The 12,928-nt window shown below is 63.9% G+C and carries 12 protein-coding genes and 3 tRNA genes; 12 read left to right on the plus strand and 3 right to left on the minus strand.

What is annotated here, in order from left to right:
* Window positions 1-2 precede the first annotated feature (2 nt).
* The 3 genes from AC07PT_RS09050 to AC07PT_RS09060 all read left to right on the plus strand — a co-directional run bounded on the left by AC07PT_RS09050 (window position 3) and on the right by AC07PT_RS09060 (window position 300).
* Window positions 3-78 (plus strand) — tRNA-Ala (locus tag AC07PT_RS09050).
* Between the two features lie 21 nt (window positions 79-99).
* Window positions 100-175: transfer RNA gene (locus AC07PT_RS09055), tRNA-Glu, on the plus strand.
* A gap of 48 nt (window positions 176-223) precedes the next feature.
* A tRNA-Asp gene (locus AC07PT_RS09060) sits at window positions 224-300 on the plus strand.
* A gap of 177 nt (window positions 301-477) precedes the next feature.
* Here the strand turns inward: AC07PT_RS09060 and AC07PT_RS09065 are convergent.
* The gene (locus tag AC07PT_RS09065; RefSeq protein WP_494656486.1) at window positions 478-1,236 is read right to left on the minus strand and encodes a 3-hydroxyacyl-CoA dehydrogenase; all 759 of its coding nucleotides are present in this window, start codon (window positions 1,234-1,236) and stop codon (window positions 478-480) included.
* A gap of 189 nt (window positions 1,237-1,425) precedes the next feature.
* On the opposite strand from AC07PT_RS09065, the gene AC07PT_RS09070 reads away from it, so the two are divergent.
* A complete protein-coding gene (locus AC07PT_RS09070; protein WP_494656527.1) occupies window positions 1,426-2,373 on the plus strand; it encodes a patatin-like phospholipase family protein in 948 nt (315 codons plus the stop codon).
* A 162-nt stretch (window positions 2,374-2,535) separates the two neighbouring features.
* On the opposite strand, the gene AC07PT_RS09075 is transcribed toward AC07PT_RS09070, so the two are convergent.
* Window positions 2,536-3,090: a phasin family protein gene (locus AC07PT_RS09075; RefSeq protein ID WP_492346990.1), complete on the minus strand. Its 555-nt coding sequence runs from the start codon at window positions 3,088-3,090 to the stop codon at window positions 2,536-2,538.
* A gap of 180 nt (window positions 3,091-3,270) precedes the next feature.
* Here AC07PT_RS09075 and AC07PT_RS09080 point away from each other — a divergent pair, with 180 nt between their 5' ends.
* From AC07PT_RS09080 to AC07PT_RS09105, 6 genes are all read left to right on the plus strand, one after another.
* Window positions 3,271-4,200 (plus strand): histone deacetylase family protein, encoded by a 930-nt coding sequence (locus tag AC07PT_RS09080; RefSeq protein ID WP_492346991.1) that lies wholly within the window; start codon window positions 3,271-3,273, stop codon window positions 4,198-4,200.
* A complete protein-coding gene (locus tag AC07PT_RS09085; RefSeq protein WP_492346992.1) occupies window positions 4,197-4,658 on the plus strand; it encodes an acyl-CoA thioesterase in 462 nt (153 codons plus the stop codon). Before AC07PT_RS09080 ends, AC07PT_RS09085 begins: the two co-directional genes overlap by 4 nt.
* A gap of 216 nt (window positions 4,659-4,874) precedes the next feature.
* Entirely contained in the window at window positions 4,875-6,044 is a 1,170-nt protein-coding gene (pncB, locus tag AC07PT_RS09090) for a nicotinate phosphoribosyltransferase (protein WP_492346993.1), read from the plus strand.
* A 92-nt stretch (window positions 6,045-6,136) separates the two neighbouring features.
* Window positions 6,137-7,120: a 2-hydroxyacid dehydrogenase gene (locus AC07PT_RS09095; RefSeq protein ID WP_492346994.1), complete on the plus strand. Its 984-nt coding sequence runs from the start codon at window positions 6,137-6,139 to the stop codon at window positions 7,118-7,120.
* A 10-nt stretch (window positions 7,121-7,130) separates the two neighbouring features.
* Window positions 7,131-8,507 (plus strand): DNA recombination protein RmuC, encoded by a 1,377-nt coding sequence (locus AC07PT_RS09100; protein WP_492346995.1) that lies wholly within the window; start codon window positions 7,131-7,133, stop codon window positions 8,505-8,507.
* Window positions 8,504-9,667 carry an MFS transporter gene (locus AC07PT_RS09105; RefSeq protein WP_494656487.1) on the plus strand — a complete coding sequence of 388 codons (1,164 nt, stop codon included), beginning with the start codon at window positions 8,504-8,506 and terminating at the stop codon, window positions 9,665-9,667. The genes AC07PT_RS09100 and AC07PT_RS09105 overlap by 4 nt, the downstream gene beginning before the upstream one ends.
* Before the next feature lie 55 nt (window positions 9,668-9,722).
* On the opposite strand, the gene AC07PT_RS09110 is transcribed toward AC07PT_RS09105, so the two are convergent.
* Complete coding sequence (locus AC07PT_RS09110) at window positions 9,723-10,586, minus strand: LOG family protein (RefSeq protein ID WP_492346997.1); 864 nt, start codon at window positions 10,584-10,586, stop codon at window positions 9,723-9,725.
* Window positions 10,587-10,683: 97 nt separating this feature from the next.
* On the opposite strand from AC07PT_RS09110, the gene AC07PT_RS09115 reads away from it, so the two are divergent.
* Window positions 10,684-11,937, plus strand: a complete 1,254-nt coding sequence (locus tag AC07PT_RS09115) for an MFS transporter (RefSeq protein ID WP_157443661.1) — start codon at window positions 10,684-10,686, stop codon at window positions 11,935-11,937.
* A gap of 36 nt (window positions 11,938-11,973) precedes the next feature.
* A complete protein-coding gene (locus AC07PT_RS09120; RefSeq protein ID WP_494656488.1) occupies window positions 11,974-12,927 on the plus strand; it encodes a M14 family metallopeptidase in 954 nt (317 codons plus the stop codon).
* Window position 12,928 lies beyond the last annotated feature (1 nt).

Here is a 12,928-nt window from a genome sequence, read left to right on the forward strand (position 1 = left end):
TTGGGGGTATAGCTCAGCTGGGAGAGCGCTTGCATGGCATGCAAGAGGTCATCGGTTCGATCCCGTTTACCTCCACCAATTTCGGTTAGTCCAAGGTTTGACCCTATCGTCTAGAGGCCTAGGACATCACCCTTTCACGGTGAGTACCGGGGTTCGAATCCCCGTAGGGTCGCCAAGTTTGCAGCACTTGGCTCTGTTCGCAGAGCGCAAAAGCTGTCTGCCAGGAGTGGTAGTTCAGTTGGTTAGAATACCGGCCTGTCACGCCGGGGGTCGCGGGTTCGAGTCCCGTCCACTCCGCCAAACCTGAAAAGGGTCACAGATTCGTCTGTGACCCTTTTTTTATTTCTGCTGTTCTATCGACGTGACCCTTCAGTGCTTGATGCTGGCCTGCGCTGATGGCATGCCATCCAGCGCAGCGACTTTTGTTGAGTCGTTCAGGCCGGATTGCTTGGTTACCCGGTCTGGCAGGCAAGCCACTCAGCGTGGGGCCAGGCGAATCGCACCGTCGAGTCGGATCACTTCACCATTGAGCATGTCGTTCTCAATGATGTGCTGGGCCAGGCGGGCGTAGTCATTGGGTGTGCCCAAGCGAGAAGGGAAGGGCACGCTGGCGGCCAGGGCATCTTGCACTTCTTGTGGCATGCCGAACAGCATGGGGGTGCCGAAAATGCCTGGGGCGATGGTCATGTTGCGGATGCCATTGCGTGCCAGGTCGCGCGCGATCGGAAGGGTCATGCCGACCACGCCACCCTTGGAAGCGCTGTACGCAGCTTGGCCGATCTGCCCGTCGTATGCCGCCACAGAAGCCGTCGAGATGAGCACCCCACGTTCTCCGGTGGATTCGGGTTCGTTCTTGCACATGGCATCGGCCGCCAGGCGGATCATGTTGAACGTGCCGACCAGGTTGACCATGATGGTCTTGGAGTAGACGGCCAAGGCGTGGGGGCCATTTTTGCCAACGGTCTTTTCAGCGGGGGCGATGCCTGCGCAGTTCACCAGTCCCACCAACTTGCCCAAAGAGGTGGCTTTGGCCACCACGGCTTGGCCATCGGCCTCCTGGCTGACGTCGCATTTGACAAAGGCACCACCGATTTCGCGTGCCACCGCTTCGCCTTTGTCGGCTTGCATATCGGCAATGACCACGGTTGCGCCGTTGGCAGCCAGCATGCGTGCTGTGCCTCCGCCCAAACCCGAGGCGCCGCCCGTGACGATGAAAACCCGATCCTTGATCTGCATGTTGTCTCCTTGATGGGAAGTGATGAGTGACGTTTACGTAAACGTCAATTATGGCATTGCCAACCCTGCGGGCAAGTTCTTGACGGCACAATGCCGGGCTTGCCCTGATGACGCGTCCTGTGCGCTTGATGGGCTCGTTTGCATCTGTTCGTTTTGAATCTTTCCATGAAATCTGTCTTGAATGCCTTGATGCAGGCCGTGCCTGCGCGCGCCCGTTGCGGGGTGCTCGGCCTGTGTGCCGCGCTGTTGCTGGCCGCCTGTTCGACGGCGCCTGAAATCAAACCAGGCACTGCCCGCAGTGACGGCAGCACTTTGCCTGTGCCGCCCGCTGTCCCAGAGCCGCCACCCCGTCCTCCCCTGAAGGTCGGTCTGGCTTTGGGAGGGGGGGCGGCCCGCGGTTTTGCCCACATTGGCGTGATTCAGGTGCTGGAAGAAGCGGGCATCAAGCCTGATCTGGTGGTGGGTACGTCGGCGGGCAGTGTTGTGGCCGCGCTTTATGCCAGCGGCAAGACCGGGCCCCAGATGCAGCAGGTGGCTGAAACCATGGAAGAAGCGGCTATCACCGACTGGACGCTGCCCTTGTTCAGCCGGGGCATGCTCAAGGGCGAAGCCCTCGCACGGTATGTGAACGGCTTGCTGGGCAATCGCTCGATCGAGGACATGAAACTGCCGCTGGGCGTTGTGGCGACCGATCTGCAGACCGGGCAGGGCGTGTTGTTCCGCCGAGGTAACACAGGCACGGCGGTGCGTGCATCAAGTGCTGTGCCGTCGGTCTTCCAGCCGGTGAGCATTGGGGGTCATGATTATGTGGATGGCGGGCTGGTGTCGCCTGTGCCCGTGCGCTACGCCCGGCAGATGGGGGCCACCTACGTGGTGGCTGTGGACATCTCCAGCCCGCCTGAGGGCAATCAGGCCAATGACTCGCTGCAGATCCTGCTGCAAACCTTTGCCATCATGTCCAAGAGCATCAACAACTGGGAGCTCAAGGAGGCCGACCTGGTGGTTCGGCCGGCATTGTCGGGCGTGAAGAGCGCCGATTTTGGCGCTCGTCGCCGCTCCATTGAGGCAGGCCGTCTGGCCATGCAGCAGGCTTTGCCAGGCTTGAAGGCGGCGTTGGCAATGGCCCGTCAGCCCTGAATGGTGTTGCTGCGGGAGGGATCAATGCACAAAAAAAGCCCAGTCACTGACTGGGCTTTGAATGGATCCCTGAGCCGAAGGCATCGAAAAGACCCGAGGAGACAACTGCGAAACCAGGCTCCGAATTCTGTGGTCCCGCTGGCTTGCGCCAGCGGAGAACCATCAACGCTTCTTGGCAGCGGTGGTGCCGGTCTTGGCGGCGTTCACAGCGGTGGCAGCCACGGCGTTGAAGTTGGCTTCAGCCACGTCGGAAGCTTGCTTGACGGCCTTTTGCACCGATTCAAAAGCGTTGTTGGCAGCAGCCACAGCGCTCTTGATCACGGCCACGGCGGTTTCAGAGCCGGCGGGGGCGTTCTTGGAGGCGTTGTCCACCAGACCCACGAACGACTTTTGAACTTCGCTGGTCTTGGATTCGACGGCCTTGCCGAACTCGGCGCCGGTGCCCGAAGCGATGTCGTACAGATGACGGCTGTAAGCAGCGGTCTTCTCAGCCAGGGGCTGGAACAGGCTGGCTTGCAGAGCCAGCAGTTCTTGGGCGTCCTTGACGTTCAGCACGGCTTGGGTGTGGCTGGCGGCTTCTTGCAGAGCAGCGCGCGAGGCGGTCACGTTCAGTTCAACCAGCTTTTCGATGCCTTCGAAAGCCTTGGTGGTCAGGCCGAACAGGGTTTCAACGTTGGCCTTGTGAGCAGCCAGGATTTGTTCAGTGGTCAGAGACATAGGGACTCCTATTAAAAAATGTGAATTGGAATTTCCTCTGCCCTGAACCGACTTAGTCATGTTGCAGTGCAGCATGGGTTGAAGTATGCGGGTGCTAATTCGCCTTGGCAAGTGTTTTTTGCTGCGTTGCAACAATTTAGATCTCATTTTCTAATTACTCACATCGGACACCAACGTTTCATGCAAGCCTTCTACGCGGATCACTTTGTCCTGCCATTGCCCGAAGGGCACCGCTTCCCAATGCAGAAATATCGCTTGCTCAGGGACCGTCTGGTGGACGAGTTGCCCGAGGTGGTGCTGTGCGAGGCACCTCGGGCGACCGATGGCGAACTGGCCCTGGCCCACGATCCGGCCTATGTCGACGCCGTGCAGACGGGCAGCCTCTCGGCGGCGGCTCAGCGCGAGATCGGTTTTCCCTGGAGCGAGGCCATGGCCGAACGTTCGCGTCGCTCGGTCGGTGCCACGGTGGCCGCCAGCCGCATGGCTTTTTCGGAGGGCATTGCCGCCAACCTGGCCGGGGGGACGCATCACGCCGGGGTGGCGCAGGGCGGCGGGTTCTGTGTGTTCAACGATCTGGCGGTGGCCGCCCGTCTGATGCAGGCCGAATGGTTCCGGCGCTCCAGGCGCGCACTGCAGGTGCTGGTGATTGATCTGGATGTGCACCAGGGCAATGGCACGGCGGCCATTTTTCGGGACGATCCGACGGTCTTCACCCTCTCGCTGCACGGCGAAAAGAACTTTCCGTTTCGCAAGGTTCCCGGAGATCTCGATGTGGACCTGCCAGACGGCTGTCGCGACGATGAGTACCTGCAGGCCCTGGAGCACGCCTTGCAGGAGGTGGAACACCGCTTTGATCCGGGTTTTGTGCTGTACCTGGCCGGTGCCGACCCACATGAGGGCGATCGTCTGGGGCGCCTCAAGTTGAGCCATGATGGTCTGGAGGCCCGTGACCGCAGGGTGTTCAGCTGGGCTTTCGAGCGTGGCCTGCCCCTGGCCTTTGCCATGGGCGGTGGTTACGGCCACGATCTGCAGACCACAGTCCGTGCCCAGTTCAACACTTACCATGTGGCTGCGCAATTTCATGCGCGCTGGCAAAATCGTCGGCGATGAACACCGATGCCAACCCCACCGCTGCGGCCCGGCCCAGCCCTGAGCCCCGCAGTGCCTACGCCGCCTTTCGCACCATCACCACCCGCTGGATGGACAACGACGTTTACGGCCACGTCAACAACGTCGTCTACTACAGTTGGTTTGACACCGCGGTCAACGCCTACTTGATCGAGCAGGGGGTGCTCGACATCCATGCCGGCAGCACCATCGGTCTGGTGATCGAGACCCAGTGCAACTACTTTGCGCCCCTGGCTTTCCCGCAGAACATCGAGGCTGGCATCCGTGTCGCCCGGCTGGGCAGCTCCAGTGTGCGCTATGAGGTGGGCTTGTTTGCCGAGGGCGAAGCCTTGTGTGCGGCCAAGGGGCATTTTGTGCACGTCTACGTCGACCGGGAGACCCGCCGTCCGGTGCCTGTGCCCGAGCCCTTGCGTGCGGTCCTGACTGGCTTGAAGCGTTGAGGGACGGCAGAGTCGCCGCAGGCATTCGCCGCTCGGCAAGCCTGCCTTTGCCCATCGCGCAGGCCCACTCGGCGCAGGCTCTCCTGCAGGTGCCACAATGAGGGTTGGCAAGGGCCTCGAGCCCCTCAAGACAACAGAGACAGATTCCCCGCTGTGCACCGTGGCCTTCCACCCGGCGCACCCCGAACCGCTGCGGCAGGCCAGCCGCGACACACCATGATCATCACCAGCCTTCTCGACACCGACCTGTACAAGTTCACCATGATGCAGGTGGTGCTGCACCAGTTTCCGGGGGCTCAGGTCGAGTACCGGTTCAAGTGCCGCAATCCTGGCGTCAACCTTGCGCGCTACGCCAACGAGATCCGCGACGAGATCCGCTCGCTGTGCAGCCTGCAGTTCCAGGATGCCGAACTGGCCTACCTGCGCTCGATGCGTTTCATCAAGAGCGACTTTGTCGATTTTCTGGGCCTGTTCCGGCTCAATGAAAAGTACATCACCATCACGCCGCTGCCCAGCGACGAGATCGACATCACGATCCGCGGGCCCTGGCTGCACACCATCCTGTTCGAGATCCCGGTGCTGGCCATCGTCAACGAGGTCTACTTTCGCAACACCCAGCCCGTACCCGACTTTCCGGAGGGGCGCCGCCGCCTCGACGTGAAGATCGCCCAGTTGCAAGGTGAAGGCCTGTCCAACCTCAAGATTGCCGACTACGGGACCCGGCGCCGCTTTTCGCGGGCTTGGCACGAAGAAGTGCTGCGCGTGCTGAACAGCCGCCTGAGTCATCAGTTCGCGGGCACCAGCAACGTGCTGGCCGCCATGCGCCTGGGCATCACCCCGCTGGGCACCATGGCCCACGAGTACCTGCAGGCCTGCCAGGCCCTGGGGCCACGTCTGCGCGACAGCCAGGTGTTCGGGTTCGAATCATGGGCCAAGGAATACCGTGGTGACCTCGGCATTGCGCTCAGCGACGTCTACGGCATCAATGCTTTCCTGCGCGATTTCGACATGTATTTCTGCAAGCTGTTCGATGGCGCACGTCACGACAGCGGAGACCCCTTCGCCTGGGGTGAACGCCTGATCGAACACTACCGCAACAACCGTGTCGACCCATGCACCAAGACCCTGATCTTCAGTGACGGCCTGACCATCCCGCGCACCATCGAGCTTTACCAGCAGTTTCGTGGCCGCTGCCTGTTGGCCTTTGGCATCGGCACCAACCTGACCAACGACCTGGGCTGCGAGCCCTTGCAGATCGTCATCAAGATGACCCGCTGCAACGGCCAGCCGGTGGCCAAACTGTCCGACAGCCCCAACAAGAACATGTGCGACGACGAGAAATACCTGGCCTACCTGCGCCAGGTGTTCGAGATCGCCCCGCCCTGAATCCACACGCCCACGGGGTGCTGGGCGGCCTTGATGCCTGGCCAGCACCATTTTTGCCCAACCGCCTGCCCGCAGCCCGCACGTTGATTGCCATGTCCAAACCCAAGATCCTGGTGGCCCGCGCCATCTTCCCTGAAACCCTGGAACGCCTCAGTGCCCATTTCGAGGTCGACGCCAACCAGGCCGATGTGCTTTTCACCCCGGAGGAGCTGAAGGCCCGCCTGGCCGACAAGCAGGGTGTGTTCACCACGGGCAGCGAGCGCATTGATGAGGGGCTGCTGGCCGCTTGTCCCGCCCTCAAGATCTGCGCCAACATGGCGGTGGGTTTCAACAATTTCGATGTCGACGCCATGACGGCCCGTGGCGTGCTGGGCACCAACGCTCCCGACGTGTTGACCGAGACCACCGCGGATTTCGGCTTTGCCCTGCTCATGGCCACGGCACGCCGCGTGACCGAAAGCGAGCACTTCCTGCGCCGTGGCGAGTGGACCCGCTGGAGCTACGACATGTTTGCCGGTACCGAAGTGCATGGCAGCACCCTGGGCATCATCGGCATGGGCCGCATCGGGCAGGGCATTGCCCGCCGTGGTGCTTTGGGTTTTGGCATGGACGTGATCTACCACAACCGTTCTCGCCTGTCGCCCGAGCTTGAAGCCGAGTGCAAGGCCCGCTATGTCGGCAAAGAAGAGTTGCTGCGCCGTGCCGACCACGTGGTGCTGGTGGTGCCCTACAGTGCCGCTTCGCACCACACCATCGGCGCGCCGGAACTGGCCTTGATGAAGCCCAGTGCCACGCTGATCAACATCGCCCGCGGCGGCATCGTTGACGATGCCGCGCTGGCTGTGGCCTTGCGTGAGCGCCGCATTGCGGCTGCCGGGCTTGACGTGTTTGAGGGCGAGCCCAAAGTGCACCCGGATCTGCTCACGGTGCCCAACGTGGTGCTGACGCCTCACATCGCCAGTGCCACGATCAAGACGCGCCGCGCCATGGCCGATCTGGCCGCCGACAACCTGATCGGCTACCTGGTGCACGGCAAGCCCCTGACCCCGCTGAACCCGGCCGTCTTGGGCGCCTGACCCCGGCAGCATGGTGGACCTGTTGATTTTCGGCGCCCTGTATGGGCTCCTGCTCGTCTTGCTGCTGGTGCTCCTGTTGCGCCGCCCCCCTCAGGCGGCCGAGGCGGTGTTGGAAGCCATCGCGGCCAGCGCCGAGCGCACCGAGCGTGAGCTGCGGCGTGAATTGGCGGACAGTGCCCGCGGCACCCGCCAGGAGCTGAGCCAGTCGTTGGCCACCTTCCAACAGACCCTGTTGCGCCAGGGTGCCGAGGCCACCCGCACCCAGAACGCCCAACTCGACGCCTTTGCCCAGCAACTCACCCTGCTGCAGAAATTGCTCACCGACACCCTCGCCCAGCAGGTGCAAGGCCTGAGCGAGGCCAACGCCCGTCGCCTGGGCGAGCTGCGCGCCACCCTGGAGGCCGCGCTGGCCCAGTTGCAGCAAAGCAATGCCGCCAAGCTCGACGAGATGCGTCAGACCGTCGACGAGAAGTTGCAAAGCACCCTCGAAGCCCGCCTGGGGCAGAGCTTCAAACAGGTGGCCGATCGGCTTGATCAGGTGCACAAGGGGCTGGGCGAGATGCAGACCCTGGCCCAGGGCGTGGGTGATCTCAAACACCTGCTCACCAACGTCAAGACCCGCGGCATGTTCGGCGAGGCGCAACTGGCTGCCCTGCTGGAGCAGGTGCTGGCCCCCGACCAATACGCCGAGCAGGTGGTTACCCGCCCCGGCAGCCGCAACCCGGTGGACTTCGCCATCCGCCTGCCCGGGCGGTCCGAGGATGGCGCGCCGCTGTGGCTGCCGATCGACGCCAAATTCCCCAACGAGGATTACGAGCGCCTGCTCGATGCCCAGCAGCGTGCCGATGCGCCCGCCGCTGAACTGGCTGCCCGGGCCCTGGAGCTGCGCATCCGCACCGAGGCGCGCTCCATCGCAGAAAAGTACATCGAGCCCCCCCACACCACCGACTTCGCCATCCTGTTCCTGCCCTCGGAAGGCCTGTATGCCGAAGTGTTGCGCCGCCCGGGCCTGATCGAGGTCTTGCAGCGTGAGCACCGCATCACGCTGGCCGGGCCCACCACACTGATGGCCATGCTCAATTCGCTGCAGATGGGGTTTCGCACACTGGCCCTCGAGAAGCGCTCCAGCGAAGTCTGGCAGGTGCTGGGGGCCGTCAAGACCGAATTCAACAAGTTTGGTGAGGTGCTCAGCAAGGTCAAGGAGCAGACCCAGACCGTGCTCAACACGTTGGACCGGGCCCAGACCCGCAGCAATGTCATGAACCGGGCCCTCAAGAAGGTCGAGGCCTTGCCCGACCCCGAGGCCGCGCGCTGGCTGCCTGAGTTGGCCCAGCCCGGTGCACTGCCGTCACCAGACGCACTGGATGGGGGAGGTGAGCCCTCTTGAAGCGTCGTCTCAACCAGGAACTGGCCCGGCTGATCACGGCCCAGGTCTGCATCCATGCCGCCATGGCGGGCATGCGCATGGCCACACCCTTGCTGGCCTTGCAACAGGGCTACAGCGCGGCCTCGGTCGGGGTGCTGCTGGCGCTGTTCGCTCTGACCCAGGTGTTTCTGGCCTTGCCCGCAGGCCGCTTTGCCGACCGCCATGGCCTGCACCGGCCCTTGGCCATCTGCGTGGGCGTGTCCTTTGCGGGATCGGCTGTGGCGGTCGCCTGGCCGCACTTTGCGTCTTTGTGCCTGGCGGCGCTGTGCACCGGGGGGGCCGCCGGGGCCGCCGTCATTGCCTTGCAGCGCCATGTGGGGCGCCTGGCCGAGGGGCCGACCGAGCTCAAGAAAGTCTTCAGCTGGCTGTCCTTGGGGCCGGCGGTGTCCAATTTTGTGGGGCCCTTCTTTGCCGGCCTGATGATCGATCACTTCGGCTATCGCGCCGCCTTTGGTCTGATGGCCTTCCTGCCCCTGATGTCCTGGTGGTGGTCGCGTTCGGTGCGGGCGCTGCCCGCCGTGGAGCCACCGCCTGAGCACCGCCAGCGGCCGGCCTGGGAGCTGTTGCGCGACGTGGGCTTCAGGCGCCTGCTGCTGATCAACTGGTGCCTGTCCTCTTGTTGGGATGTGCACACCTTTGTCGTGCCCTTGCTGGGCCATGAGCGCGGGCTCAGTGCTTCGGTGATCGGCACCATCCTTGGGGCGTTTGCCGTGTCGGCCTCGGGCGTGCGGATGTTGCTGCCCCTGTTTGCCGAGCGGGTGCACGAATGGGCCGTGATCATGACGGCCATGTTGACCACGGCCTTGCTGTTCGGGGTTTATCCGCTGCTGCAAGGCCCCTGGGCCATGGGCCTGTGCTCGGTACTGGCTGGCTTTGCCCTGGGTTCGGTGCAGCCCATGATCATGAGCACCCTGCACCAGATCACACCCCACGATCGCCATGGCGAGGCGCTGGGCCTGCGGCTGATGACCATCAATGCATCCAGTGTATTGATGCCCATGCTGTTTGGCTCAGCCGGCGCGCTGGTCGGGGTGGGGTCGGTGTTCTGGGCCTCGGGCCTGCTGGTGGGCGCCGGCTCCAAATTGGCGTGGGGCATGCGTGGCGGGCCACATCATCCCTGACGGATGGGGTGTCGTGGGGCTTCGAGCCCCCCGTCTGCCGCGCAAGCCCTGCAACTCAAAGCCCGTAAAAAGCCTGGATCTGCTGCCAGGCCTGCAGCGGCTCGTCGGCGAAATGGAACAAGGCCAGGTCTTCCGGTGAAATGGTGCCTTCTTCGACCATCACATCAAAGTTGATCAGGCGCTTCCAGTAATCGGTGCCGAACAACACGATGGGCACGGGCTTGGCCTTGCGCGTCTGCACCAGGGTCAGCACTTCGAACAGTTCGTCCAACGTGCCAAAGCCCCCCGGAAACGCCACCAGGGCCTTGGCGCGCATCATGAAGTGCATTTTGCGCAGTGCGAAGTAGTGGAACTTGAAGCACAGACTGGGTGAGATGTAGGGGTTGCCTTTTTGCTCATGGGGCAGGGCGATGTTCAGCCCCACGTTCAGGGCGCCCATGTCGTGTGCCCCACGGTTGGCGGCCTCCATGATGCCGGGGCCACCGCCAGTGCAGATGTAGAGCCGGTCTTCCTTGGGGCGCTTGTCGCTCTCGGCGGCGACCAGGCGGGCGAACTGCCGGGCCAGATCGTAGTAGCGTGAATTGCGCACTGCCTGAACGGCTCGGGCAATGGCCCGTGGTTCGCCAGCGGCCTGGGCCTTGTCGAGTGCTTCCTGGGCTTCGTCTGGGGCCAGGTAGCGGGCGCTGCCAAACACGACCACCGTGTTGTTGATGCCCTGGGCCGCATGGGCCAGGTCGGGCTTGAGCATCTCCAACTGGAAGCGGATCCCCCGCGTCTCGCGGCGCAACAGGAACTCCGGGTCTGCGAAGGCCAGACGGTAGGCGTCTTCGTCAAGCGAATAGCCGTTGTTGGCATGGTTTTGCAGTTCGGCCCAGGCATCAGCCAGGCGACGGTCATTGAGTTGGGTATTGGCTTCCATGGAGATTCATTGTGCCGCTGCTTTATGCGTTTTATGTGCAGTGCACAACGGTTTTTGCTTAGGCGCCACAGGGTGGTTGACTGCTATGCTGCCACCCATGACAAATGCGGCTGCAGGGGCCGGCGCTGCAGGCGCGCCCCGTTTTTCCGAGCTGTTGCAACAGCGCGCCTTCATCCGGTTCTGGTTCACGCGGCTCAGCGCCACCACAGGCAATCAGATGCTGATGGTGGCCGTGGGTTGGCAGATGTATGAACTGACGGGCCAGGCCTGGGACCTGGGCCTGGTGGGGCTGTACCAGTTTCTCCCCGCATTGCTGCTGACCCTGGTGGCCGGCCATGTGGCCGACCGGGTGCACCGGGCCCGCATTGTGGCCGCCTGCGTGCTGGCGCAGGGCCTGGTGGCTGCTGTGCTGGTGGTGGCCACGTTGGGTGGCTGGGTCAGCCGCGACTGGCTGCTGTGGCTGTCGGTGGTGCTGGGCACGGCGCGGGCCTTCCAGATGCCCGCCCAGCAGGCCCTGACCCCCGTGCTGGTGCCGCCGGCCATGCTGCCTCGGGCCATGGCTTTTTCGTCAGCCGGCATGCAGGCAGCCATCATTGGCGGGCCCGCACTGGGCGGGGTGATCTTTGTGGCCGGCGCCACCGCGGTGTACCTGTGTTGCGCGGCCCTGTTCGCCTTGGGCATCGTGCAGATCCTGCGGGTGCACTATGAGCACGACCCGCCGCCCCAGGAGCCGGTGTCCTTGGGCACGCTGATGGCCGGGGTTCGTTTCATCTGGGAGCGCAAGGTGGTGCTGGGGGCGGTGTCACTCGACCTGTTTGCGGTGCTGCTGGGGGGTGCTGTGGCCCTGTTGCCGATCTATGCCAAAGACGTGTTGCACGTCGGACCCTGGGGGCTGGGCCTGTTGCGTGCGGCGCCCGCAGCCGGCGCCCTGCTGATGTCGGTGCTGCTCACGCGCTGGCCCATGGACCGCCATGTGGGGCGCAAGCTGTTGCTGGCTGTGGCGGTGTTCGGTCTGGCCACGCTGGTGTTCGGTGTGTCCACCAGCCTGTGGCTGTCGCTGGCGGCGCTGGCGGTCTCCGGTGCTGCAGACATGGTCAGCGTGGTGGTGCGCCAGACCCTGGTCCAACTCGAAACCCCGGACGCCATGCGCGGCCGCGTGAGTGCGGTCAACTCGGTCTTCATCGGGGCCAGCAACCAACTGGGCGAATTCGAATCGGGGGCCACGGCTGCCTTGCTGGGCCCGGTGGGTTCGGTGGTGCTGGGCGGGGTGGGCACCGTGCTGGTGGCCGCTTTGTGGTTCAAGGGCTTTCCGCAACTGGCGCAACGTGACCACATGCAGGCCCGTCGCTGAGTACCGCTGTTTTCACCGTCAACAAGGGTTTTGAACATGAACGATTCCAAGCAGTCTGCGGCACCGTTGTTCGAGGTGCTGCCACGCGATCTCAGCGCCTATCGGCAAGGCAATGTGGGCATTGACTATGTGCACCGCTTCGAGTCGGGCCGCCCTGGCCCGCACGTGCTGATCAATGCCCTGACGCACGGCAATGAGTTGTGCGGCATGGTGGCCGCCACTCATTTGCTGGACAGCGGCGTGCGGCCTCTGCGGGGCACGCTGACGGTGTCGTTTGCCAACGTCGCCGCCTACGAGAGCTTCGACATCGAACGCCCCTTCGACAGCCGCCAGTTGGTGCACAACCTCAACCGCGTCTGGTCGGCCGCCGAGCTGGAGGGCCGCGAGGACAGCCCCGAGTTGCGCCGGGCCCGTGAGCTGCGGCCGGTGGTGTCTGCCGCTGACCATATTCTGGACATCCACTCGACCAGCCAGGATGTGCAGCCCTTCTGGGTGTACCCCGCCTATGCGCGCAATGCTGAAGTGGCCTTGGCCGTGGGCTTGCCGCCGGTGCACATGGTGATGCCCAGCGGCCTGGGTTCGGGCACCCCGCTGATCCAGCACGGGCGCCACGGCGAGGCGGCCAGCGATGCCGGCGCTGCCTTGGTGGTGGAATGCGGCCAGCACTTTCGGCAGTCGGCTGCCGACACCGCCACCGCAGCGGCCCTGGGCTTTCTGGCCCATTTCGGCCTGGTCGAGGCCCCCAACGGGGCCGCCCGCGAACGGCCCACCCCCCGGCGCTTCGAATTGCTGCAGACCTGCCTGGTGCAGACCTCTGATTTCGCCTTCACGCGGCCCCTGGTCGGTTTTGAAAGCTTTGCCCAGGGTGAACTGATCGCCCGCGATGGCCCGCACGAAATACGGGCCCTGTGCGATGACTGCACCGTGATGATGCCCACCCGGGCCCCGGTGGTGGGGCGCGAAGCGGTGTACCTGACACGCCCCCTCTGAG

The organism is Curvibacter sp. GW821-FHT09D12 (assembly GCF_059416245.1).